This window comes from Azospirillum lipoferum, assembly GCF_024170005.1.
In the GTDB taxonomy this organism is placed as follows: Bacteria; Pseudomonadota; Alphaproteobacteria; order Azospirillales; family Azospirillaceae; genus Azospirillum; species Azospirillum lipoferum.
The window spans coordinates 260,588-284,473 of sequence record NZ_JALJXJ010000004.1 but is presented as its reverse complement, the minus strand read 5'-3'; the positions used below and the strand labels follow the sequence as shown (position 1 = coordinate 284,473).

Annotated in this window: 23 protein-coding genes; 14 read left to right on the top strand and 9 right to left on the bottom strand. The window is 68.0% G+C overall.

Annotated features, from left to right (window positions below):
* Position 1: 1 nt before the first annotated feature.
* The 3 genes from J2848_RS11445 to J2848_RS11435 all read left to right on the top strand — a co-directional run bounded on the left by J2848_RS11445 (position 2) and on the right by J2848_RS11435 (position 2,661).
* Complete coding sequence (locus tag J2848_RS11445; protein ID WP_149231125.1) at positions 2 to 835, top strand: arginase family protein; 834 nt, start codon at positions 2 to 4, stop codon at positions 833 to 835.
* A 65-nt stretch (positions 836 to 900) separates the two neighbouring features.
* Positions 901 to 1,755 carry a D-amino-acid transaminase gene (locus J2848_RS11440; RefSeq protein WP_149231124.1) on the top strand — a complete coding sequence of 285 codons (855 nt, stop codon included), beginning with the start codon at positions 901 to 903 and terminating at the stop codon, positions 1,753 to 1,755.
* Positions 1,756 to 1,917: 162 nt separating this feature from the next.
* Entirely contained in the window at positions 1,918 to 2,661 is a 744-nt protein-coding gene (locus J2848_RS11435) for a helix-turn-helix domain-containing protein (protein WP_246193814.1), read from the top strand.
* Positions 2,662 to 2,743: 82 nt separating this feature from the next.
* On the opposite strand, the gene J2848_RS11430 is transcribed toward J2848_RS11435, so the two are convergent.
* Positions 2,744 to 3,196, bottom strand: a complete 453-nt coding sequence (locus J2848_RS11430; protein WP_149231122.1) for a PIN domain-containing protein — start codon at positions 3,194 to 3,196, stop codon at positions 2,744 to 2,746.
* 5 nt (positions 3,197 to 3,201) lie between these two features.
* Positions 3,202 to 3,447 (bottom strand): type II toxin-antitoxin system Phd/YefM family antitoxin, encoded by a 246-nt coding sequence (locus J2848_RS11425; RefSeq protein ID WP_149231121.1) that lies wholly within the window; start codon positions 3,445 to 3,447, stop codon positions 3,202 to 3,204.
* A 280-nt stretch (positions 3,448 to 3,727) separates the two neighbouring features.
* Here J2848_RS11425 and J2848_RS11420 point away from each other — a divergent pair, with 280 nt between their 5' ends.
* The gene (locus tag J2848_RS11420) at positions 3,728 to 4,045 is read left to right on the top strand and encodes a hypothetical protein (RefSeq protein ID WP_149231120.1); all 318 of its coding nucleotides are present in this window, start codon (positions 3,728 to 3,730) and stop codon (positions 4,043 to 4,045) included.
* A gap of 18 nt (positions 4,046 to 4,063) precedes the next feature.
* Here J2848_RS11420 and J2848_RS11415 read toward each other — a convergent pair whose 3' ends face one another.
* The gene (locus J2848_RS11415; protein WP_149231119.1) at positions 4,064 to 6,781 is read right to left on the bottom strand and encodes a response regulator; all 2,718 of its coding nucleotides are present in this window, start codon (positions 6,779 to 6,781) and stop codon (positions 4,064 to 4,066) included.
* Positions 6,782 to 7,052: 271 nt separating this feature from the next.
* Here J2848_RS11415 and J2848_RS11410 point away from each other — a divergent pair, with 271 nt between their 5' ends.
* Positions 7,053 to 7,478 (top strand): tellurite resistance TerB family protein, encoded by a 426-nt coding sequence (locus tag J2848_RS11410; protein WP_211103089.1) that lies wholly within the window; start codon positions 7,053 to 7,055, stop codon positions 7,476 to 7,478.
* A gap of 63 nt (positions 7,479 to 7,541) precedes the next feature.
* On the opposite strand, the gene lysA is transcribed toward J2848_RS11410, so the two are convergent.
* The 3 genes from lysA to argH are packed head-to-tail and all read right to left on the bottom strand — an operon-like array spanning position 7,542 to position 10,476.
* On the bottom strand, positions 7,542 to 8,801 hold the full coding sequence (gene lysA / locus J2848_RS11405; protein WP_149231320.1) for a diaminopimelate decarboxylase: 1,260 nt from the start codon (positions 8,799 to 8,801) through the stop codon (positions 7,542 to 7,544).
* Positions 8,802 to 8,836: 35 nt separating this feature from the next.
* Complete coding sequence (locus J2848_RS11400) at positions 8,837 to 9,031, bottom strand: hypothetical protein (RefSeq protein ID WP_149231118.1); 195 nt, start codon at positions 9,029 to 9,031, stop codon at positions 8,837 to 8,839.
* Entirely contained in the window at positions 9,028 to 10,476 is a 1,449-nt protein-coding gene (argH, locus tag J2848_RS11395; RefSeq protein WP_149231117.1) for an argininosuccinate lyase, read from the bottom strand. Before argH ends, J2848_RS11400 begins: the two co-directional genes overlap by 4 nt.
* A gap of 89 nt (positions 10,477 to 10,565) precedes the next feature.
* On the opposite strand from argH, the gene J2848_RS11390 reads away from it, so the two are divergent.
* Positions 10,566 to 11,210, top strand: coding sequence for a TlpA family protein disulfide reductase (locus J2848_RS11390; protein ID WP_246193813.1), 645 nt, complete (start codon positions 10,566 to 10,568; stop codon positions 11,208 to 11,210).
* 74 nt (positions 11,211 to 11,284) lie between these two features.
* Entirely contained in the window at positions 11,285 to 12,043 is a 759-nt protein-coding gene (locus J2848_RS11385) for a cyclic nucleotide-binding domain-containing protein (RefSeq protein WP_149231116.1), read from the top strand.
* Positions 12,044 to 12,055: 12 nt separating this feature from the next.
* On the opposite strand, the gene J2848_RS11380 is transcribed toward J2848_RS11385, so the two are convergent.
* From J2848_RS11380 to hyi, 3 genes are all read right to left on the bottom strand, one after another.
* Entirely contained in the window at positions 12,056 to 13,333 is a 1,278-nt protein-coding gene (locus J2848_RS11380) for a glycerate kinase type-2 family protein (RefSeq protein ID WP_149231115.1), read from the bottom strand.
* Positions 13,334 to 13,450: 117 nt separating this feature from the next.
* Positions 13,451 to 14,335, bottom strand: coding sequence for a 2-hydroxy-3-oxopropionate reductase (gene glxR, locus J2848_RS11375; RefSeq protein WP_149231114.1), 885 nt, complete (start codon positions 14,333 to 14,335; stop codon positions 13,451 to 13,453).
* Between the two features lie 36 nt (positions 14,336 to 14,371).
* Positions 14,372 to 15,166 (bottom strand): hydroxypyruvate isomerase, encoded by a 795-nt coding sequence (gene hyi, locus J2848_RS11370; protein WP_149231113.1) that lies wholly within the window; start codon positions 15,164 to 15,166, stop codon positions 14,372 to 14,374.
* 272 nt (positions 15,167 to 15,438) lie between these two features.
* Here hyi and J2848_RS11365 point away from each other — a divergent pair, with 272 nt between their 5' ends.
* The 7 genes from J2848_RS11365 to J2848_RS11335 all read left to right on the top strand — a co-directional run bounded on the left by J2848_RS11365 (position 15,439) and on the right by J2848_RS11335 (position 23,864).
* The gene (locus J2848_RS11365; protein WP_149231318.1) at positions 15,439 to 17,484 is read left to right on the top strand and encodes an NADPH-dependent 2,4-dienoyl-CoA reductase; all 2,046 of its coding nucleotides are present in this window, start codon (positions 15,439 to 15,441) and stop codon (positions 17,482 to 17,484) included.
* Between the two features lie 151 nt (positions 17,485 to 17,635).
* On the top strand, positions 17,636 to 18,460 hold the full coding sequence (locus tag J2848_RS11360; RefSeq protein WP_149231112.1) for a GntR family transcriptional regulator: 825 nt from the start codon (positions 17,636 to 17,638) through the stop codon (positions 18,458 to 18,460).
* Complete coding sequence (locus tag J2848_RS11355; RefSeq protein WP_149231111.1) at positions 18,460 to 19,509, top strand: Gfo/Idh/MocA family protein; 1,050 nt, start codon at positions 18,460 to 18,462, stop codon at positions 19,507 to 19,509. Before J2848_RS11360 ends, J2848_RS11355 begins: the two co-directional genes overlap by 1 nt.
* Positions 19,510 to 19,789: 280 nt before the next feature.
* Positions 19,790 to 20,428, top strand: coding sequence for a TerC family protein (locus J2848_RS11350; protein WP_149231110.1), 639 nt, complete (start codon positions 19,790 to 19,792; stop codon positions 20,426 to 20,428).
* A 519-nt stretch (positions 20,429 to 20,947) separates the two neighbouring features.
* Positions 20,948 to 21,952: a TRAP transporter substrate-binding protein gene (locus J2848_RS11345; RefSeq protein WP_149231109.1), complete on the top strand. Its 1,005-nt coding sequence runs from the start codon at positions 20,948 to 20,950 to the stop codon at positions 21,950 to 21,952.
* Between the two features lie 98 nt (positions 21,953 to 22,050).
* Complete coding sequence (locus J2848_RS11340; protein ID WP_149231108.1) at positions 22,051 to 22,590, top strand: TRAP transporter small permease; 540 nt, start codon at positions 22,051 to 22,053, stop codon at positions 22,588 to 22,590.
* Positions 22,581 to 23,864 carry a TRAP transporter large permease gene (locus J2848_RS11335; RefSeq protein WP_109076174.1) on the top strand — a complete coding sequence of 428 codons (1,284 nt, stop codon included), beginning with the start codon at positions 22,581 to 22,583 and terminating at the stop codon, positions 23,862 to 23,864. The genes J2848_RS11340 and J2848_RS11335 overlap by 10 nt, the downstream gene beginning before the upstream one ends.
* Positions 23,865 to 23,886: the final 22 nt, after the last annotated feature.

Here is a 23,886-nt window from a genome sequence, read left to right as displayed (position 1 = left end):
GATGTTCGATCTTATCGTTTCGCAGGGCCGGGTGGCCGACCGCAGCGCACAGACGATCGAAGGTGCCGCGCGCGTCGCCCGGGCCCTGGAACGTCGCTACGGCGTGAAGGCACGGGTCGTCGGCAAGCCTACCCCCCCTGCGCAGGATGATTGGCACGACAGCCTTCCGCAGGCACACGCCACGCTGGCCGCGTTGAAGGATGCGATATCCGAGAGCATCGACGGGGAAAAGCTGAGCGTTCTGATCTCGAACACCTGCCCGGCGAGCCTTGCGACGCTGCCGGTCGTCGCGCAACGTCTTCCGGACGCCGTGGTTCTCTGGGTGGACGCTCATGGCGACTTCAATACCCCCGAAACGACCGGCACCGGTTATCTCGGCGGCATGGTCGTTGCCGCCGCCTGCGGACTTTGGGACAGCGGTCATGGGGCTGGCCTGCGGCCCGAACAGGTCATTCTGGTCGGGGCGCGGGACATCGATCCGGCCGAGGGCGAGTTGCTGCGTCGGGCCGGCGTGCGGACCATCGCTCCTGCCGATGCGACGCCGGACCATGTGCTCCGCCAGATAGGCGGTGCACCGGTCTGGGTGCATGTCGACTGGGATGTGATGGAACCGGGATATATCCCTGCGGACTACACGGTTCCGGACGGTCTGCTGCCGTCGCAGCTGCGCGACATCTTCGCCGCGATTCCGGGCTCGCAGCTTGCCGGTGTCGAACTTGCTGAGTTCCACGCCCCCGCGGACGAGCGTGACGGCGATGCGGCGGTCGAGGTCATTCTGGATATCGCGGCCCCGCTGCTGCAAGCGGCGTCGGTTAGGCGAACGGCAATGGAGTAATCGGGCCGAATTGCTCAAACCGATTACCCGATTGTCATTCAATGAAAGCGGAAAGACTTATGGCAATGACACAGATCGCCTATGTAAATGGATCTTTTGTCCCGCTTGCCGAAGCGAGGATTTCCATCCTCGATCGCGGATTTCTGTTCGGAGACGGCACCTATGAAGTGGCGGCGGTGCTGAACGGCCGGATCATCGACAGCTCATCGCATCTTGCGCGGCTTCAGCGTTCCGCGGAAAAAATTTCTCTCACCCTGCCGGAGACACCCGACAGGCTCATCGCGCTGCTGAAGGAACTGATCGCGCTGAACGGGCTGGAAGAGGGCTTCGTCTACCTGCAGGTGACGCGTGGCGCGGCGGAGCGTGATTTCGCCTTTCCCAAGGATGCGAGACCGACGCTGATCATGTTCGTCAGAGCGAAGAAGATGATCGATTCGCCCGAAGCGCTCGAAGGCATTTCGGTCAAGACCGTTCCCGATATTCGCTGGGCGCGCCGCGACATCAAGAACATTTCCCTTCTGGCTCAGGTGCTGTCGCGGCAATTGGCCGTGGACGCCGACTGCCAGGAGGCGCTGATGGTTGAAAACGGCTTTGTTACCGAAGGCGTGTCGTCGTCGGCCTTCATCGTCACAGCCGACGGAATTCTGGTGACGCGGCCGCGCTTCAACGCGATCCTCGACGGATGCACGCGCAAGGCGTTGATCAAGCTCTGCGAGGAGCGCAAGATCCCGGTGGAAGAGCGCCTTTTCAGCGTTGCCGAAGCGCTCGCCGCCAAGGAGGTGTTCATCACCAGCGCGTCGGTGCTGGTCCAGGGCGTGGTGGCGATCGACGGGCATCCCATCGGCGACGGCAAGGTCGGCGCCGCGGTGAGGCGCCTGCGCGAGATCCATCTTGAATTCGCCTATGCAACCGGGGTTTGATGGGAGGCGGACAAATGCAAACTCCGAACGCATGGCGGGGCTTTTTGCGATGGCAGACTTTGGGGACTCTCAGGAGGCTGCGGAGCGCTGATGCGTGAGAGCCCCGGCCGGACCCGGGGGACAGGGCGGTCCGGCCGGATTACGGATGCAGGGTGGTTTGTCATGGTGGCGTCATTTCAGTTCCCCAAGGGCATGGACATCGGCATGGGTACGGGCGCCAACGGCGTCTGGCAGTATTGGCGGCCGTTCAGCAGCGACATCGTCGAACTGGGGGTCGTGTGCGGACAGGATGTCTCGCTGCCGGTGCATTTCCATGAGGAGGACCAACTGACATTCGTCCTGTCGGGACGCCGGCGGTTCCTGATGAAGGACTCGCTGTTCGATGTCGCACCCGGCCAGGGGGTGAGAATTCCGGCCGGCACGCCCCACCGCTCCCTCTCCGAGTCGATGGACATCCTCTGCATCAATATCTACACGGCGCCGGGGGTCTACGACGCCGCGGGTCTGTTTGCCGGAATGTCACTGCTGCTGCGGCAGGGGAGCATCGATTGGCTCGATCTTGCGGCAATCATCGAAGATCACCGGTGCGATGGCGGCATGCCCCGGGAACGGACGGAGGCGAGGAATGGCTCATGGGAAACGGTCAGCGAAGGGGCTCGCCTCGCCGGGATGAGCCGCGAGGGCTTCTCGCGCCGGTTCCGAAAACAATTTGGCATCCCCCCGCAGATTTTCAGACTGTCTGAAAGGTTGAACGAGGCGCGACATCTGTTGCGGGTCGGGCAACCGGTCGCCGCCGTGGCAGCCGAGACGGGCTTTTCCGATCAAAGCCATCTCGGCCGCTGTTTCCGGCGCGCATTTGGTGTCACACCGGGCCATTACCGCCGGAGCGTGTCGCACGCACCATGAGGCAGCCGCCGTCAAGTTCAGAGCTTGTTCGTGACGGGCTCGTCACCCAGGCAACCCCCGCATGAACTCCACGAACAGCCACTCAGTTCACCCCCAGCGCCTCATCAAGCAGAAGATGCGGGCCGTTGGCAAATGGGTTCACGATGCTGACTCCACCCAGGGTACGACCAGCCTGGCCGTCTTCCGAAAGGAGGAGACGGCACCCGTGACGCTTGGCAGTCGCCCAGATCATCGCATCCCAAAACGACCACCCATGATGGGTGACCGCGTCCATTGCATCCGTGAGGCACGCGTCGTCCGCCACCACCACCGGCAACGTGTCGCGCCACTGCTGGACAATGTCTGTTGCTCGCGCCGGCGGGATGCCCTGCTTAGCGCTGGTGAGGGTACGGAAGAGTTCCGCCAGAGACTGGAGCGTCAGCACGCAATCCCGGCCGGGGAGACGGTGGATCAGGGCAACAGCCTGATGGTGCCGCTTACCGGCGGACCGGTCGACCGCATAGACCAAGATGTTCGTGTCGAGCGTGAAGCGCATAGCGGTCACCGGTCATAAAGGGCGTCACGGTCAAACCGCTCGCCCCCGAGGTCCACGCCGTCTTCCAGCGTCTGGAACAGACGGTTCCAAGCCAAGCCGCCATCGGCTTTGGCGGCAGACCGGTCATAGGGCGCCAACTGCGCCACGGGCTGGCCACGCTTGGTGATGATCACGGTGTGCCCATTGGTGGCCTGCCCGAGGATCTCGGAGAATTGGCGGTTGGCGTCGGCTGCGGATACGGTGCGAGGCATCTCGGCATCCTTGTAGTGATATCACTACAATGGGGTCGCGGCTGTCTATCGTCAATGGAAAAGTAGTGTATGCACTACATTAAGGCGACGTTTTCTGGACAGTCACGGGCTGTCCTACCTGCTGGTGGCGAGCGTCCTGCACCCGTAAGGGGGCTCGATGCGGGGTGAGAACACCCTGTGAACGCGGGGACAAACAGATAACCCCTTCGGGATGCAGCGCGGCCTTGACCGGCAAGGGCGGGAACGGCAGGATCGGTCCGGTGGAGACAGGATACCGGTCATGCCGCATATCGAACGCACCGACCAAGGTGAGCAGTATGTGCTTCCCGGCGCCGAGCGCCGGACGGCCCCCGGCTTGCCCTATGCGGCGGAAGCCGACGGCCAGCTGACCCTGCATTTCTACGCCCCACCCGACAAGTCCGAACGCCGCCCCCGCCCGACCTCGGCGCGGGCGCTGCCGTCAACTCCGATTGCCGCTCCGATGACCGCAGCGCCTCTGCCGGCCAATCAGACGGCTCCGGCGGTGGCGGAGGCCACGCCGCAGAGTCTGTTCGGCCGGCGTCTCGCCCATTTCCCGCGGGTGTTCGAGCAGCCCTGACGGGGCTTTCCGGACAGTCTAAGCCGTGCCGGTACGGCTGCGCCCGGCGGCCAGCGTGTGGGCGACCTGACGCAGCATGATCTCGCGATCATAGGGTTTGCCGATGTGCCCGTTCATCCCGGCATCGCGGCAGTTCCGCCGTTCCTCCTCGGACGAGCCGGCGGTCAGCGCCAGGATGGGCAGGTCGCCGCGCGGCGGCGGCATGGCACGGATGGCGCGGCTTGCCTCCAGCCCATCCATCCCCGGCATCTGCACATCCATCAGCACGAGGTCGTAGTCGCCGGCCGTCACCGCTTCCACCGCCGCGGCGCCGTCGGCCACCAGATCAATGCGGTAGCCGCTGTCCTTGAACAGTGCCGCCAGCAGTTCGCGGTTGATCGACAGATCCTCGGCGATCAGCAGGCGCGGCGGTCCGGGGGGGCGGAGGGTGGGGGCCGGTGTGGCGACCGCCTGTGTCGGGATTGCCGATTCCGTCCGCCCGCCGGCGATACGGGCGAGTTGCCGGCGCAAATCGTCGATGGAAAAGGGTTTGGCGATCATCGCCACGTCGGGGCCGAAGCCGGCCGGACTGCCGACGGCATGGGCGGCGAAGCCGGAGGCCAGCAGAACCGGCAGGCCGGGGCGTATGCGGGCGGCATGCCGCGCCAGCTCCGTCCCGTCCATGCCCGGCGGCATGACGACATCGCTGAGCAGCAGATCCAGCTTTTCCGTCCCGTCCAGCACCACCAGCGCCTCGTTGGCATTGGCGGCGGCGATCACCCGATGACCCCAGCCGCGCAGCAGCCCGGCCACCATGTCGCGCACGGTCGGGTCGTCGTCGACCAGCAGGATCGACAGCGGTCCGGAAGGGGCCGCCGCCGGTGCCGGTGGTGCAGGCTGTGCCCGCGGCGGCGCGGGGATGGCAATTGGGATGGCGGCGGGGGCCGGCTGGATCGGCGATGCCTCCACCGTCGCGGGAGGCGCCGCCGGCAGCAGGCGGCCTGCCGGCAGGCGTACCGTCACCGTGGTGCCGACGCCCAGCGTGCTGCGCAGCGCCAGCGTGCCGCCATGCAGCTCGACCAGCCGCTTGGTCAGCGGCAGGCCCAGCCCGGCGCCCTCCACCCCGCGATGGTCGGCGCGCTCCACCCGGGCGAAGGGCTCCAGCACGCGGTCCAGATCCTCGGCGGGGATGCCCAGCCCGGTGTCGGTGACGCGGATCACCGGCACGCCGCCCTCCAGAAGGGCGGACAAGGTCACCGATCCGCCCGTCGGCGTGTATTTCACCCCGTTGGCGATCAGGTTCAGCAGGATCTGGCGGATGCGGCGGTCGTCGCCGCGCAGGCCCCGCACCGCCGGCGCCACCACCGCCGACAGCAGCACGCCGGCACGCTCCGCCCGCGGGGTCAGCATGCGGACGGCGAAATCCGCGGCGGCTTCCAGATCGCAGCGCCCCTCCTCGACGGTCAGTGCCCCGGCTTCGACCCGCGCATGGTCGAGGATCTCGTTGATCAACTCCAGCACATGCTGGCCGCTGTCGCGGACATTGGCGGCATATTGCCGGTAGGACGGGGTGCCGACCGGCCCTTCCGCCTCGCGGGCGATCAGGTCGGCGAAGCCGATGACCGCGTTCAGCGGCGTGCGCAGCTCGTGGCTCAGCCCGGCCAGGAACTCGCTCTTGGCGCGGTTGGCAGCCTCGGCAGCCTGGCGCGCGGTCTCCGCCATGTCGCGGGCCTGATCGAGCGCCGCGGCGAGCCGGGCACTCTCGTCGCGCTCGGCGCTGGTCCGCTCCACCGCGGTCCGCGCCTCGGCGAGCGCCACCTGCGCCTTGCGCTCGCGGTCGAGATAGCGCAGGCCCCAGGCCAGCATCCCCAGCACCGCCAGCAGGCCGACGATGGTCTCCAGCACCGTATGCAGGGTGCGGGTGCGCCATTCGGCCATCGCCTCGTCCCGGCCGATGCCGGTCAGCACCACCAACCCATAGTCGGGAACGGTCCGGTAGGCGGCGATGCGCAGAACCCCGTCCAGCGGCGACGGCGCCAGGAACTGCCCTTCCGGCGCCTCGCGCAGCTTGGACTGGAACAGCGTGCCGGCGGCGGCCGAGCGGCCGGCCGAAATCTCGGGTTCCGGGTGGCGGGCGACCACCTCGCCGTTCGGCCGGTAGACGGCGACCAGCGGATCGAACTCCAGGCCGGGTATGGTGTAGAAGTCGGTCAGGTGATTCACCCGGATCGACACGGCCGCCACCCCGACGAAGCGCCCCTCGTCGTCATGCAGCGGGCGGGAGACCGGGAAGACCAGCGGCTGGGCCCCGGTGCGGACCGGCTGCGCCGCGCCGATGTGCAGGCGAGTCCCGCCGCGCAAAGCGTCGAGACCGGCCTGGTCGGCGAAGCCGGCGATGCGGTTGGGGAAGCTGGCCGATTCGAGCACGGCCCGTCCGTCGGCGTCGTAGATCCAGATGGCGTCGGCGCCTTCGGCCTGGGCGGCATATTCGCGCAGGCGGGTCCAATGCTTCAGGTCGCGGACCTTCTGCGGACCGCCGGCCTCCGCCACCATGGCCGCGGTCTGGTCGAGCGCGACGTCGGCCGTGCGCACCGTGCGGCGGACATGCTCGTCGACCAGCCGGGCCATATCCCGGACCAGAGCGAAGCGGTGCTGCTGGGTGTCCTGGTAATCGTGATAGATCCTGAGGGCCGCGTTGCCGGCCAATGCGGCCAGCACGACCACCACCACCAGCGCACCCCGTAGGAAGCGTCCCACAAATCCCCCATTTTCGTGCCGATGCGCGATGCGACCCGATTAAAGCTTCAGTTCCAAACTATCACGAATCCGGTGGGGTTGATGCGCTATTCGACCGGAAGGGGGCTTGGGGTTTGTCCCAATAGCCGGACTCTCTCGGGGGGCTTGCGGGGAGGGAGCCTGCACGGTCGAATGCTCCACCCGGTGGAAAAATCGAGCCTTCCCCCCTCTTGCACGGCTTTTCCCATGGGCCCAAATGGGCGGGCGTCTGAACCATTGGGGAGGTCGAACGATGGGTCTGTTCGATATGTTCAAGGGCAACGCGCCGCTGGAGCTGAACCCGCGCCGCGCGCTGGTGGTGTCGCTGGTCTACTGCATGGGGTCGGACGGCGAGATCGATCCGGAGGAGGTCGGCCATCTGGTCTCCGTCCTTGGCCGCGGGGCGACGCGGGAGGAACTGGAGCGCTGCTTCAAATATGCGCGCAGCACCCCGCCGGACAGCTTCCTGGCCGAGGTCACGCCGAAACTGAACCAGCAGCAGCGGCTGTGCATCCTGCTGAACATGATCGACAGCGCCATGGCCGACGGCGAGGCGGAGCAGGGCGAGCGCGACCTGATCATCCGCTTCCAGCAGGCCTTCGGCTTCGACGACGTGACCTTGCGGCCCTATTTCGAGGCGTTGACGGCGAAGAACAGCCGGTTCGTGCTGGACGCCTGACGATGATCGCCCCCTCTCCGCTCTTGCCAGGGGAGGGGGCGATGACGTTTACAGCCGGAGCCGTTACAGCCAGTCCGGAACCCGCTCGGCCGCCAGCATCTCCTCCACCGTGGGGCGGGGGCGGATGACGGAGAAGCGGTCGCCGTTGACCAGAACCTCCGGCACCAGCGGCCGGGTGTTGTAGGTCGATGCCATCACCGCGCCATAGGCGCCGGCCGACAGGAAGGCGACGAGGTCGTCGTCAGCCAGCGGCGGCAGCGGGCGCTGCACGGCGAAGGTGTCGCCGCTCTCGCACACCGGGCCGACGACGTCGTAGGGCTCCGTTGCGACGCCGGCGGCCGGCTCCGCCACCGGGACGATGCCGTGATAGGCGTCGTACAGCGACGGGCGGATCAGGTCGTTCATCGCGGCGTCGACGATGGCGAAGCGGCGGTGCAGCCCCTGCTTCACATATATGATGCGGCTGACCAGGATGCCGGCATTGCCGACCAGCGAACGGCCCGGCTCCAGCGTGATGCGGCAGCCGAGATTGCCGGTGATCGACCGCACCATCGCGGCATAGTCGGCCAGATCGGGCGGAGCCTCGTTCTTGTAGGTGATGCCGAGACCGCCGCCGAGGTCCAGGCGCTGGATGTCGTGCCCGTCCTCGCGCAGCTGGTGCAGCAGGGCCGCCACCCGCTCGTAGGCTGCCCGGAAGGGGGCGAGGTCGGTCAGCTGCGAGCCGATATGGACGGCGATGGCGACCGGCTTGATGCCCGGCAGGGCCGCCGCGCGGCGGTAGATCTCGCGCGCGTGGTCGTAGTCGATTCCGAACTTGTTCTCTTTCTTGCCGGTGGCGATCTTGGCGTGGGTCTTGGCGTCGACGTCCGGGTTGACGCGGAAGGCGATGGGAGCCTCCACGCCGAGGGACGAAGCGATCTGGCTCAGCGCCTCCAGTTCCGGCACCGACTCCACGTTGATCTGGTGGATGCCGGCCTCAAGGGCGGCGCGCAGGTCGTCGCGGGTCTTGCCGACGCCGGAGAAGACGATGCGTTCGGCCGGGATGCCGCCGGCCAGCGCACGCTTCATCTCGCCCACCGACACCACGTCGCCGCCGGCCCCCAGTTTCGCCAGCGTGCGGATGACGGCGAGGTTGGAGTTGGCCTTCAGCGCATAGCAGACGCCGGCATCCTGGCCGGCGAAGGCGCCGGCATAGGCGTTGTAGTGCGATTCCAGCGCCGCGGTGGAGTAGAGGTAGAAGGGCGTGCCGACCTCCCGCGCCACATCCTCCAGCGACACGGATTCGGCATGCAGAACGCCGTTGCGGTAGGCGAAGACGCTCATGGGCGAGCCGTTCGGGGCACCGGTGCGGGCGGCGTTCATGGGAACTGGACTCCGGAACCGGCCGGCTTACCGGGCTTCGGGTCCAGCGAAGGGTTGGGATAGGTGCGGGGGAAGGGATCGACCTGCCCTTCGGGGACCGGGCTATCGACGAATTTCGGCTTCTTGCCGCAGCCGGCCAGCGCCAGGGCGCCGGCCAGGGCCAGGATTGTCAGGGTAAGGCTGCGGTTCACAGGAAACGCTCCCGGGCGGCCTTCACCGCCTCCTGCACGCGGACGGGGGCCGGGCCGCCGAAGCTGGTGCGGCTGTTCAGCGACGCCTCGATGCTCAGCGCCGGATAGACGGACTCGGTGATGCGCGGCTCGATGGCCTGGAGTTCGGCCAGCGTCAGGTCGGTCAGGCCGACGCGGCGGTCCTCCGCCGCCTTCACGGCGCGGCCGGTGACGTGGTGCGCCTCGCGGAAGGGCATGTCCAGCTCCCGCACCAGCCAGTCGGCGAGGTCGGTGGCGTTCAGGAAGCCGCGATCGGCCGCCTCGCGCATCGCCGGCACGTTGGGCTGCATGTCGCGCACCATGCCTTCCATGGCGGCGATGCAGAGCGCCAGCGTGTCGTCGGCCTCGAACACCGGCTCCTTGTCCTCCTGCATGTCCTTGGAATAGGCCAGCGGCAGGCCCTTCATGGCGATCAGCAGGCTGTTCAGGCTGCCGATCACCCGGCCGGCCTTGGCGCGCACCAGTTCCGCCGCGTCGGGGTTCTTCTTCTGCGGCATGATGGAGGAGCCGGTGGTGAAGGCGTCCGACAGCCGGATGAAGCGGAACTGGGCCGAGCACCAGATCACGATCTCCTCGGCGAAGCGCGACAGGTGCATGGCGCAGATCGAGGCCGCCGACAGATATTCCAGCGCGAAGTCGCGGTCGGACACCGCGTCCAGCGAGTTGGCGGTCGGTCGGTTGAAGCCCAGCGCCTCCGCCGTCATGAAGCGGTCGATCGGGTAGGGGGTGCCGGCCAGCGCCGCCGAGCCCAGCGGGCATTCGTTCAGCCGGCAGCGGGCGTCGCGGAAGCGGCTGCGGTCGCGCCCGAACATCTCGACATAGGCCAGCAGATGGTGGGCGAAGCTGATCGGCTGCGCCGCCTGGAGATGGGTGAAGCCGGGCATCACCGTCCCGGTGTGCTGCTCCGCCAGGTCGATCAGGGCGGCCTGGAGCGCGGTCAGGCCGGCGATGCTGCGGTCGATGGCGTCGCGCACCCACAGCTTGAAGTCGGTCGCCACCTGGTCGTTGCGCGAGCGGCCGGTGTGCAGGCGCTTGGCCGGTTCACCGATCAGCTCGGCCAGCCGGGCCTCCACATTCATGTGGATGTCCTCCAGTTCCACCTTGAAGGTGAAGCTGCCGGCGTCAATCTCTGCCTTTACGCGGTCGAGGCCGCCGATGATGGCGTCGGCGTCGGCCTGGGATATGATGCCCTGCTTGGCCAGCATCGCGGCATGGGCCTTCGACCCGGCGATGTCCTGGTCGGCAAGCCGCTTGTCGAAGCCGATGGAGGCGTTGATCTTCTCCATGATGGCGGCGGGACCGCGCGCGAATCGCCCGCCCCACATCTGGCTGGCGGCGGGTGCGGCGGCACCGGTGGGGGCGCCGGGGGTGGTGGCGGAGTTCGGCGGGGTCTGATCGGCGCTCATGGGGACGGGTACCGGGGCATTCGGGTGAAGGGGAGCGAGGAAGCGTGAGTATGCGGACTTTGGCGGCTGTCGCAACGGTTTGTGTGTGCATGGCCGGGGCCGGCCTGTGGTGGAGCGCCGGTGCGGCGCCCAACCCCGGCGCCACCGCACCGGAGGTGGTGCGGCTGGGCGCGCCGGATGCGGGTTCGTTGCCCACGCCCGTCGCCTCCACCGGCGCCGACAAGCTGGAGAAGTTCAAGGGGGCGGAGCCCAAGCCGATGCCGCCGCTGTCCTTCGTCGATGCCGAGGGTCGGCGGATCGATCTGGCCGACTTCAAGGACAGGGTGATCCTGCTGAACCTGTGGGCGACCTGGTGCGGCCCTTGCGTGAAGGAGATGCCGTCGCTCGACCGCTTGCAGGCCCAGCTGGGCGGCGATGCCTTTCAGGTGGTGGCGCTGTCGCTGGACCGTGGCGGGCGGACGGCGGTGGAGCCCTTCTACAAGAAGACGGGCGTGCAGAGTCTGACGGTCTTCCTCGATCCGGGATCGGAGTCGATGAAGGCGCTGTCCTTGCGCGGACTGCCTACCACCGTGCTGGTCGATCCTGAGGGCCGCGAGCTTGGCCGCGTCGAAGGGGCGGTGGAATGGGATTCGCCGGAGGTCGTCGCCTTCCTGCGCCAGTTCCTGGGCCATGGCGGGAATCGGGGCGGCGGGCCGGCGCGTGACCGCGGCGGGGTGATGAAGACGGGGGGCTGACGACTGGCGGCTGACGATTTGACGGCCTTGAGGTAAAGTGCGGCGATAGTCTTTCGTCTGTCCCGAGCCGCCCAATGACGCAGTCCGCCCCTTCCGGTCCCAAGCGCACCACCATCGGTCCCGGCATCGTGCTGATGCGGCAGGGCGAGCGCGGCGACCGGGCGTGGCTGATCGACTCGGGTGAACTGGAGGTGCTGCTGACCGCCGCGGACGGCAGCACCCGGCGGCTGGGGGTGGTCGGCAAGGGGGCGGTGGTCGGCGAGATGGCGCTGATCGATGATGGCGAGCGCAGCGCCACCGTGCGCTCGCTGACCGAGGTGTCTTGCGTCGAGGTGACGCGCGACGCCTTCCGCGGCCTGCTGAAGCGCAGCCCGCCGCTGGCCTCCTACCTGTTGCAGAGCCTGATCGCCGCCATCCGCCGCGATTATGGCCTGCCGCCGACCGAGCGGGTCGGCAATGCGGTGGATTTCCGCTCCACCAACTCGTTCCAGAAGGTGGTCGACCGCCGGATGATCCGCGAGGGGCATGTCTTCTTCAGCCCCAACGACCCGGTGAACGCCGCCTACCTGATCCAGTCCGGCCGGGTCGTGCTGCGTCCCGGCCGCGGCACGCTGGGTGATGAGATCGCCAGCTTCGGACCGGGCAGCCTGTTCGGCGAGATCTATCTGCTGACCGGCCGTCCGCCGGATGTCACCGCCGTGGCGGTCAGCGGCGGCATCTGCGAGGTGATCGACAAGCGCAGCTTCGAGGAAGCGGTGATGGCGATGCCGCCGATCCTGAAGTCGTTGACGCGGATTTACATCTCGCAGCTGATGAAGACGAAGCCGGGGTGAGCCGTCCGGCGGTCAGGCGCGGTCGATCACGATCACCCGGAAGTCGTTGACGTTGGTCCGGGTCGGGCCGGTCACCACCAGATCGCCCAGCGCCTTGAAGAAGCTGTAGCCGTCGTTGTTGGCGAGGAAGGCCTTGGCGTCGAGCCCCATGGCCTCGGCGCGGGCCAGCGTGTCGGGGCGCAGGACGGCGCCGGCATTGTCCTCCGTCCCGTCGATGCCGTCGGTGTCGAAGGCGGCGGCCCAGATGCCGGGGTGGCCGTCGAGCGCCACGGCGAGCGCCAGCAGGAACTCGACGTTGCGCCCGCCGCGGCCCTGGCCGCGCACCGTCACCGTGGTCTCGCCGCCGGACAGGATCACGGCGGGAACCGGGGCCGGCTGGCCGTGGCGGGCGGCCTGCCGGGCGATCCCGGCATGGACCTTGGCGACCTCGCGCGATTCGCCCTCGATGGCGTCGCCGAGGATGACGGGGGTGTAGCCACGGTCGCGGGCCAGTGCCGCCGCCGCTTCCAGCGCGTCCTGCGGGGTGGCGATGATGGTGGTGACGGCGCCGGACAGGCGCGGGTCGCCGGGCTTCGGCGTCTCGTCCTCGGCGGCCTCCAGGAAGGCGGCCACAGCCGGCGGCGGGGTGATGCCATATTTCGCCAGGATGGCGCGGGCATCGGCGAAGCTGGTCGGGTCGGGCACGGTCGGGCCGCTGGCGATCACCGACGGGTCGTCGCCCGGCACGTCGGAAACCAGCAGCGAGACGACGCGGGCCGGATGGGCCATGGCGGCCAGCCGGCCGCCCTTCACCGCCGACAGGTGCTTGCGCACGCAGTTCATCTCGCCGATGTCGGCGCCGCTCTTCAGCAGCGCCTTGGCGACCGCCCGCTTGTCCTCCAGCGTGATGCCGGGCGCTGGCAGGGCCAGCAGGGCGGAGCCGCCGCCGGAGATCAGGCAGAGCACGAGGTCGTCGGCAGTCAGCCCCTGCACCATGTCGACGATGCGGCGCGCCGCCTCCTGCCCGGCGGCGTCGGGCACCGGGTGGCTGGCCTGCACCACCTCGATCCGCTCGGTCGGCAAATCGTGGTCGTAGCGGGTGACGACGAGGCCGGTCAGCGGTCCCGGCCAGTGGTTTTCCACCGTCTTCGCCATCGCCGCCGCCGCCTTGCCGGCGCCGATCACCACCGTGCGGCCCTTCGGCGGCTGCGGCAGGGCCGCCGGCAGCCGGGTCTCGGCGGTCACCGCGGTGAGCGCCGCCTGGAACAGGTCGTGGAGCAGGGCGTCGGCATTTGGGGCGGTGGCGGTCATGGTCGCTCGGGCGTCGTGGGTGGCGGGGCGCTTAGAATGCACAGGAATGGTTGATAGGCCAATGATTCGAGTGGGGCGCCATCGGCTGCATGCTCCGCCGGCGGCGCCCCCATCCCGTCACTTCGACCCGACCTCGTGCCCGGCCAGCAGTTCCAGCGCGCGGAGCATGCCGGAATGGTCCCAGGCCGCCCCGCCCTGCGCGGCGCAGGCGTTGAACAGCTGCTGGCAGCTCGCGGTATGCGGCAGCGACAGGTTCAGCGCCTTGGCGCCGTTCAGCGCCAGGTTCAGGTCCTTCTGGTGCAGCTCGATGCGGAAGCCGGGGGTGAAGTTGCGGTTGATCATCCGCTCGCCATGGACCTCCAGGATGCGGGAGGAGGCGAAGCCGCCCATCAGCGCCTGACGGACCTTGGCCGGATCGGCACCGGCCTTGGAAGCGAACAGCAGGGCCTCGGCCACCGCCTCGATGGTGAGCGCGACGATGATCTGGTTGGCGACCTTGGTGGTCTGGCCGTCGCCGTTGCCGCCGACCAGCGTGATGTTCTTGCCCATCTTCTCGAACAGCGGCTTGACCGTGTCGAAGGCCTCCTGCGGGCCGCCGACCATGATGGTCAGCGAGGCCGCCTTGGCCCCGACCTCGCCGCCCGACACCGGCGCGTCGAGGTAGGAGCAGCCGAGATCGTTGATCCGCTTGGCATATTCCTTGGTCTCGATCGGCGAGATCGAGGACATGTCGACCACGATCTTGCCCGCCGACAGGCCGGCCGCCACGCCGTTCTCACCGAACAGGGCGGCGCCGACATGGGGGGTGTCCGGCACCATGGTGATGATGACCTCGGCCGCCGCCGCGACCTCCGCGCCGCTCGGGCAGGGGATGGCGCCCTTGGTCGTAAGCTCGGCCGGGACCGGCTTGATGTCGTGGACGTAGAGCGTGTGACCGGCGTCCAGCAGATGCCCCGCCATCGGGGTGCCCATGATGCCGAGACCGATGAATCCGACCTTCATGACTATGGTCCTTTCTCGCGTGATGTTGGGGGCGCCTCAGGCGTGCGCCGGTTCGGTCTTGTAGGGGGCGAACCAGCCGAGCCCCTCGTCCGTCGTCGTCTTCGGCTTGTATTCGCAGCCGACCCAGCCGCTGTAGCCGATGGCGTCCAGATGCTTGAACAGGAAGGGATAATTGATCTCGCCGGTGCCCGGTTCGAAGCGGCCGGGGTTGTCGGCCAGCTGGACATGGGCGATGCGGGCGAGGTTGGCCTCGATCGTGCGGGCCAGATCGCCTTCCATGATCTGCATATGGTAGATGTCGTACTGCACGTACAGATTGTCGGAGCCGATTTTGGCGATCAGGTCCAGCGCCTGCTTGGTGCGGTTCAGGTAGAAACCGGGGATGTCGCGGGTGTTGATCGGCTCGATCAGCAGCTTGATCCCGGCGCCGGCCAGCGCGTCGGCGGCATAGGCGAGGTTGCCGACCAGGGTGCTTTCGGCGGTGGCGGCGTCCGCGCCTTGCGGCAGGACGCCGACGAGGCAGTTGACCTGTTTGCAGCCCAGCGTGCCGGCATAGTCGATGGCGCGGGCGACACCGTCGCGGAATTCCTGCACGCGGTCGGGCAGGATGGCGATGCCGCGCTCGCCGCCGCCCCAGTTGCCGGCCGGCAGATTGTGCAGGACCTGGGTCAACCCATGCCGGCGCAGCTTCTCGGCCAGCGCGTCGGCGGCGAAATCATAGGGGAACAGATACTCGACCCCGCGGAAGCCGGCATCGGCCGCCGCGGCGAATCGGTCGAGGAAGGGATGCTCGTTGTAGAGCATCGTCAGGTTGGCGGCGAATTGCACCATGACCGAACTCCGGTTGCGCGAATTGGCCGCCGCGGATGGAGGGGCGGCCCTTGGGAAGGGAGCTTGACCGCCGCGCAGGCCCTTGAGCCAGTTCGCCGAACGGCTTTTTCACACAGCGGAAAGCGGGGTGCGCGAACGATCGGGTCTCAGGTCGTTGCGGAACCTGATTGACGCATACGTCACCCTGAACTAGGCTTCGCACCCTCAATCATCCGCTTACCCAGCGCCGCCAGAAGCGCGGGTTCGATAACCGGAGGAAGTGCCTCGTGACCATGCCCGGCTCCCAGCCCTATCCGCATCTGCTGGCCCCGCTCGACCTCGGCTTTACGGTGCTGAAGAACCGGGTGCTGATGGGGTCGATGCACACCGGGCTGGAGGACCGGCGCCGCCATTTCCCGCGGCTGGCCGCCTATTTCGCCGAGCGGGCGCGCGGCGGAGTCGGGCTGATGGTGACCGGCGGATTCTCGCCGAATGTGGAAGGGTGGCTGTCGCCCTTCGGCTCCACCCTGGCGCGGCATGGGGCGGCGCGGGCGCACCGGGTCATCACCGACGCGGTGCATGCCGAAGACGGCAAGATCGCGCTGCAGATCCTGCATGCCGGCCGCTATGCCTACAGCCCGCTGTCGGTGGCGCCGTCGCGCATCAAGTCGCCGATCACCCCCTTCACCCCGCGCGCCCTGACCGCCAGGGGGGTGGAGCGCCAGATCCGCGCCTATGTCCGCTGTGCCGAACTGGCGCGCGAGGCCGGCTATGACGGGGTGGAGGTGATGGGGTCGGAAGGCTACCTGATCAACCAGTTCCTGGTGACCCACACCAATCGGCGCACCGACAAATGGGGCGGTCCCTACGAGAACCGCATGCGTTTCCCGGTCGAGATCGTGTCGCGCATGCGCGAGGCGGTCGGGCACGATTTCATCATCATCTACCGCCTGTCGATGCTGGACCTGATCCCCGACGGCAGCAGCTGGGAGGAGGTGGTGCAGCTGGCCCAGGCCATCGAGCGGGCTGGGGCCACCATCATCAACACTGGCATCGGCTGGCACGAGGCGCGGGTGCCGACCATCGCCACCAGCGTGCCGCGCGCCAACTTCGCCTGGGTGACAGGAAAGCTGAAAGAGGCGGTGTCGATCCCGCTCTGCACCACCAACCGCATCAACACCCCCGAGGTCGGCGACGCGGTGATCGGCGAGGGGCTGGCCGACATGGTGTCGATGGCCCGGCCCTTCCTGGCCGATCCGGACTTCGTCGCCAAGGCGGCGGCCGGCAGGGCGGAGGCGATCAACACCTGCATCGCCTGCAATCAGGCTTGTCTGGACCACATCTTCTCCGGCAAGACGGCGAGCTGCCTGGTCAACCCGCGCGCCTGCCACGAGACGGAGCTGACGATCGCGCCGGCCAAGCAGCGCAAGCGCGTCGCCGTGGTCGGTGCCGGCCCGGCCGGCCTCGCCTGCGCCACGACGGCGGCGGAGCGCGGGCACGAGGTGCATCTGTTCGACGCGGCCGACGAGATCGGCGGCCAGTTCAACATGGCCAAGCGGATCCCCGGCAAGGAGGAGTTCCACGAGACCCTGCGCTATTTCCGCCACCGGCTGGCGGAGACCGGGGTGGCGCTGCATCTGGGGCGGCGGGTGACGGCCGACGACCTGACCGGCGACGGCTACGACGCCGTGGTGCTGGCGACCGGGGTGGTGCCGCGCGACCCGAAGATCCCGGGCCAGGACCATCCCAAGGTGCTGACCTACATCGACGTGCTGCGCGGCGCCAAGCCGGTCGGTAGACGCGTTGCCGTGGTGGGGGCCGGCGGCATCGGCTTCGACGTCAGCGAATTCCTGACGCAGGAGGCGCCCTCGCCCAGCCTGGACCCGGCGCTGTGGCGGGCCGAATGGGGGGTCGCCGACCCGGCCGAGGCGCGCGGCGGTGTCGCCGGCATCCGCCCGCACCTGACCCCGCCGGCCCGTGAGGTCGTGCTGCTCCAGCGCAAGGCGAGCAAGCCCGGTGCCGGCCTGGGCAAGACCACCGGCTGGATCCACCGGGCGCAGCTGAAGATGAAGAACATCCAGGCGCTGTCCGGGGTGAATTACGAGCGCATCGACGACGAGGGGCTGACCATCAGCTTCGGCGAGAAGCGCGAGCGGGTGCAGACCCTGGCAGTCGATACCATCGTCCTGTGCACGGGGCAGGAGCCGTTGCGCGAGCTGCACGCCCCGCTGGAGGCCGCCGGCATCGCCGTCCACCTGATCGGCGGCGCCGACGTCGCGGCGGAGCTGGACGCCAAGCGCGCCATCGCCCAGGGAACCCGGCTGGCGGCGGGGCTTTAGGAAGGCGCCCGCGCCCTCTTCCTGCATCCATGACGGGAGTGGGGGCGCCTTTGTCACACCCGGATCCGAACGGGGGATGAGCGAAATTGCTTGCCGCGCCATCTGATATATTAGTATTCTGAGGCATGTGCTTCTGAGGAGGCTGGACGCCATGCCATCGGGCAACCCGCCGGCCAAAACCGGTTCCATCGCGGCATCCCCGCCGATCTTGTCGGCCAAGGCCGCCCCGCTGCTGAGCCGCGTGCCGGCGCGGCGGGACATGCGGCGCGGTCCGACCGCGGCCGACGCCATCCACCGCGACCTGCGGGCGGAGATCGTCTCGCTGAAACGCAAGCCGGGCGAACCGATCGCCGAAAAGCAGATCGCCGAGGCCTACGGCGTCAGCCGCACGCCGGTGCGCGAAGCGGTGCTGCGGCTGGCGGACGAGGGGCTGATCGAGATCTTCCCGCAATCCGGCACCTTCGTCGCCCGCATCCCGTTGGGTGCCCTGCCGGAAGCCGGCGTGATCCGCAAGGTGCTGGAACGGGCGACCGTGCGTTTCGCCGCCGAGCGCGCCACCCGCAGCCAGATCGCGGCATTGCGCGCCTGCCTGGAACACCAGCGCGAGGTCGATGCGGTGGGCGATGCCGACGGCTTCCATCAGGCGGACGAGGCCTTCCACGCCCAGATCACCGAGATGGCGGGCTATCCCGGCTTCTGGGCGATCATCCAGCAGGCCAAGGTCCAGCTCGACCGCTGCCGCCGCCTGACCCTGCCGGTCCCCGGCCGCATGCGCACGGTCATCGCCGAGCATGAGGCCATCGTCGAGGCGATCGCCGGCCATGATCCCGACCGGGCCGAACAGAGTCTGGTGCGCCATCTGGACAATCTTCAGATCACGGTGGACGACGTGCGCAACGCGGCGCCGCTCTATTTCTCCGGCAGCCTGACCGCCGACATCGCTGCCGACATGGCCACCCTGGACGGAGCGCTTTGATGACCACTCCACGCCGTCGCATCGGTGTCGTCGGCCTCGGCATGGCATCGGCGCCGCACGCGCAGAGCCTGATCGATCTGGCCGACCGGGTGGAGGTGGCGGGCTGCTTCAGCCCGTCGGCCGCGCGCCGCGCCGCCTTCGCCGCCCGCCACGGCCTGCCGGTGGTCGACCGGCTGGAGGCACTGCTGGACGACCCGGCGCTGTCGGCCGTGCTGCTGCTGACCCCACCCGACAGCCACGCCGATCTGGTGGCGCGCTGTGCCGCCGCCGGCAAGCATGTGCTGCTGGAAAAGCCGCTGGACGCCACACCGGAGGGCGCACGGGCGGTGGTCTCGGCGATGGAGAAGGCGGGGCTGACGCTGGGCGTCGTACTACAGCATCGCTTCCGCGCCTCGGTCGAGCGGCTGGAGGCGCTGATGCGCGACGGCACGCTGGGCCGGCCGCTGACCGCGGCGGTGTCGGTGCGCTGGTGGCGCGACGCCGCCTATTACGCCCAGCCCGGCCGCGGCATGAAGGCGCGCGACGGCGGCGGCGTGCTGCTGACCCAGGCGATCCATACGCTGGATGCCTTCGTCGGCTTGGCTGGACTGCCGGATCAGGTCGCCGGATTCGCTGTCACCAGCGTGCTGCGCAGACCGGGCACAAATATGGATACGGAGGATGTGGTCGCTGCGGCGCTGCGCTACGGCAACGGGATGCTGGCGACGGTGAACGCCACCACCGCCGTCTATCCGGGATATCCCGAGCGGATCGAGATCGCCGGCACCGGCGGCTCCGCCGTGCTGGCCGGCGACCGGCTGGAGGCGCAGCTGGTCACCGGCGAGCGCATCGTTGCCGGCGAGGACGGCGCCACGCTGGGCGGCGGGGCCGACCCGATGGCCTTCTCCCACCAGCATCACCGCGCGGTGCTGTCCGACTTCCTCGACGCGCTGGACGAAGGCCGCCGGCCGCGGGTGGACGGGCGCGAGGCGCTGAAGGTCCACCGTCTGATCGAGGCAATCCTGGAAGCGTCGGGCAGCGCCAGAAGCGTGGAGGTGGGAACGCCCTGATCCCTATCCCTGCTTCCTGTCATCGACCGGAGTTCCGCAGGTCGGAATCATGGCCTTGCGGAATCCACCACTTTGGCGTAAAGCGCCAGAACCAGGCCGGGCCCCTCTGGCAACCTTCACCGGTTGCGATGTCGGACTGGGAACATCAGGAGCGGCCCGCGCCTTTTGCCCTTGACCGGCGCTTCCCGTCCGACGCCATCGGCGCGGCCCGGCCGGTCATCGGGACACCCCGTGCGGCCTCTCCTCCCACACTGATCGTGATGCGAGGACTCGTGCCCAAATGACGGAACTCTTCACCACCGAGGCGCTGATCGCGCTGCTCCAGGTCATCATGATCGATCTGGTGCTGGCCGGCGACAACGCCATCGTCATCGGTCTGGCCGCAGCGGGTCTGCCGAAGGAGCAGCGCGGCAAGGCGATCCTGATCGGCATCCTGGCCGCCACCGTGCTGCGCATCGCCTTCGCGGCCGTCACCACCCAGCTTCTCCAGATCATCGGGCTGCTGCTGGCCGGCGGCGTGCTGCTGCTGTGGGTGTGCTGGAAGATGTGGCGCGAGCTGCGCCAGTCCCATGAGGAGGATGAGGCGGTCGAGGCGCTGGAGAACGATGACGCCGCCGCTGCCGGTCCGCGCAAGACGCTGGGGCAGGCGGTCTGGCAGATCGTGGTCGCCGACGTGTCGATGTCGCTCGACAACGTGCTGGCCGTCGCCGGCGCGGCGCGCGAGCATCTGGGCGTGCTGGTCATCGGCCTGACCCTGTCCATCGCCCTGATGGGCCTCGCCGCCAGCCTGATCGCCCGTATCCTGCATAAGCACCGCTGGCTGGCCTATGTCGGCCTCGCCATCATCCTCTACGTCGCCCTGCACATGATCTATCGTGGCGCCCTGGAAGTGTGGCCCCTGGTGAACGGGCACGCCTGACCGGCGGAGCGCGATCGTCGCCGCATCTGAGTGAGTGGGGGGAAGGGCTGCGGCGAAAGCTGGGGCCGAATGTCGCACCCGCCCCCCTGCGGCGATCCGTACGCTGGCTGAAACCCGCTGCGGCGGTCACTTTGTCCCTCTCCCCGTCGATCCTGTTCAGTTTAAAGTCCGAACGGTAGTTGCCGCTTTGAACTTTCAGGGTTGCGCGCAGATTGATATACTAATATCCTAAGTGACGTGAACAGGGGCGGCGGAAGGCAAGCCGGGGGGCTGAACGAGGATAGGGTCGAGGGCGGGGCCATATCGGCCGTGCATGATACCCGGTTGCACGCCGCGCTATCGCAGCGCTGCGAAGGCCGGCCGCCGCAGTGTCTCATCTTCGATGCCTTGCCTGCCACCGGTCCACAGTTCGTCCAGTCGAGTGCAGGCGGCCCGTGGCCCGCCGGTCAACCAGGTAACACCAGAACAAGAGAGGCCGGGCCGCATCAGGCTCCGTCCCCGCCATCAGGAGGAGAACCTATGAAGTTTTCGCTCACCTCGGTCCGCACCGCGCTGCTGGCCGCCTGTGCCGTCTGCGGCATCCTGGCCGCTCCGATGCTGTCGGCGCCGGCCGCCGCGCGCGACTTCCGGTCCGCCGACATCCACCCGACCGACTACCCGACCGTCGAGGCGGTGCGTTATGTCGGCAAGCTGGTGGCCGAGCGCAGCAACGGCAAGCTCGGCATCAAGGTGTTCCCGAACGGCGCGCTCGGCACCGAAAAGGACACCATCGAGCAGCTGAAGATCGGCGCGCTGGAGATGATGCGCATCAACGTGGCGCCGCTGAACAACGTGGTGCCGGAGACGATGGTCACCGCACTGCCCTTCATCTTCCGCGACACCGGCCACATGCGCCGCGTCCTGGACGGCCCGATCGGTGATGAAATCCTGGCGGCGATGGAAAGCCAGGGCATGATCGGGCTGGCGTTCTACGACAGCGGCTCGCGCAGCATGTATTCGGCCGCCAAGCCCTACAAGACGCTGGCCGACATGAAGGGCGCCAAGATCCGCGTCCAGCAGTCCGACCTGTTCGTCGCCATGATCCAGGCGCTGGGCGCCAACGCCACGCCGATGCCCTTCGGCGAGGTCTACACCGCGCTGAAGACCGGCATCGTCGATGCCGCCGAGAACAACTACCCGTCCTATGAATCCTCCCGCCACTTCGAGGCGGCCAAGTACTTCACCCTGACCGAACACGCGATGGCGCCGGAAGTGCTGGTCTTCTCCAAGGTCGCCTGGGACCGCCTGTCGAAGGACGATCAGGCCACGATCCGCAAGGCCGCCAAGGACTCCGTGCCCTACATGCGCAAGCTGTGGGACGAGCGCGAGCTGAAGTCGAAGGAGATCGTGACCCAGGCCGGCGCCCAGATCGTCGAGGTTCCGAACAAGCAGGAATTCATCGACGCCATGAAGCCGGTCTACGCCCAGTTCGCGAACACGCCGAAGCTGCAGAGCCTCGTCCAGCGCGTCCAGGAAACCAAGTAACGACCTTTCTGTAACGCCAAGAGCAAGGCGGCGCGCGGCTTCGTCCCGGACGGGACGGGCTGCGCACCGCCGGGGTCTCAGGAGTGGGGAGCCGCAGCATGGATATCGAGCTGCAAGCAATGGACGTCAGCCCGCCGCATGCGGCCGGCTGGCTGACCCGCATGAACGCGGTGCTGGCCAGGACCGGCATGTATGTCGCCATCATCGGCCTGATGATGATCGTGTGCGTCGTCTTCTATCAGGTGTTCGGCCGCTATGTGCTGAACAGCTCGCCGACCTGGGCGGAGAGCCTGGCGATCGTGCTGGTGCTCTACGTCACGCTGATCGGTGCGGCCGTCGGCGTCCGCGACGCCGGGCATATCGGTCTGGAATCGCTGCTGGTGATGCTGTCGGACAGCGCGCGCCGCAAGATGGACATCCTGATCTACGCGCTGGTCGGCATCTTCGGCGCCTGCATGGCCTACAACGGCTGGATCCTGGGCAGCTCGGTCGCCTCCTACACCATCCCGAACCTTCATATCTCCGAAGCCGTGCGCTACGTGCCGCTGGTGCTGTCGGGCGTGCTGATCGTTCTCTTCTCCATCGAGCACATCGTCGCCATCCTGCGCGGCGAGGAGGTCAAGCCGTCATGGAACTGACCATCCTGTCCATCACCTTCTTCGGCTTCCTCATCCTCGGCATTCCGGTCGCCTTCGCCATCGGCCTGTCGGCGCTCTGCACCATCCTCTATGAAGGCCTGCCGGTCGCGGTGGTCTTCCAGCAGATGATGTCGGGCATGAACGTCTTCTCGTTCCTGGCCATTCCCTTCTTCGTCTTCTCCGGCGAGCTGATGCTGCATGGCGGCGTCGCCGACAAGATCGTCGCCGCGGCCAAGAGCATGGTCGGCCATATCCGCGGCGGGCTGGGCATGTCCAACGTGGTGGCCTGCACGCTGTTCGGCGGCGTCGCCGGATCGCCGGTCGCCGACGTGTCGGCCATGGGCGCGGTGATGATCCCGATGATGAAGCGGGAAGGCTACCACGCCGACTACGCGGTCAACGTCACCACCCACGCCGCCCTCGTCGGCGCGCTGATGCCGACCAGCCACAACATGATCATCTATGCGCTGGCCGCCGGCGGAAAGGCGTCCATCGGCGCGCTGATCGCCGCGGGGCTGATGCCGGCGCTGCTGCTGATGGTCTGCAACCTGGGTGCGGCCTATTACGTCGCGGTGAAGCGCGGCTATCCGAAGGGGACCTTCCCCGGCTGGGACATCCTGCTGCACAGCTTCGCCGCAGCACTTCCGGGCCTGCTGATCGTCGTCATCATCCTGGCCGGCATCACCACCGGCGTGTTCACCGCCACCGAGTCGGCCTCGGTCGCCGTGATCTACGCGCTGCTGCTGACCACCTTCGTCTACCGCACGCTGAGCTGGGAGAAGTTCCTGGCCGCTGCCGCCAAGACGGTGAAGACCACCGGCGTGGTGCTGCTGCTGATCGGCGTGTCGACGATGTTCCAGTACCTCATGGGACTCTATGAGGTGGCGGACATGACCGGCGAACTGCTGGCCGGCGTGTCGACCAACCCGTTGATGATCTTCCTGCTGATCAACATCATCCTGTTCCTGCTGGGCACCTTCATGGACATGGCCAGCACCATCCTGATCTGCACGCCGATCTTCCTGCCGATCGCCATGCAGTACGGCATGGACCCGGTGCAGTTCGGCATCGTCATGCTGATCAACTGCGCTCTTGGTCTGAACACCCCGCCGGTCGGCACCACCCAGTTCATCGGCTGCGCCATCGGCGGCGTGTCGGTGGGCGAGGTGATGCGCTCCATCACGCCCTTCTACGGGGCGCTGTTCGTGGCGCTGCTGCTGGTCACCTATGTCCCGGCCTTCTCGTTGTGGCTGCCGCGCATGCTGATGCACTGAGACGGCGCCGCGGGCGGACCGG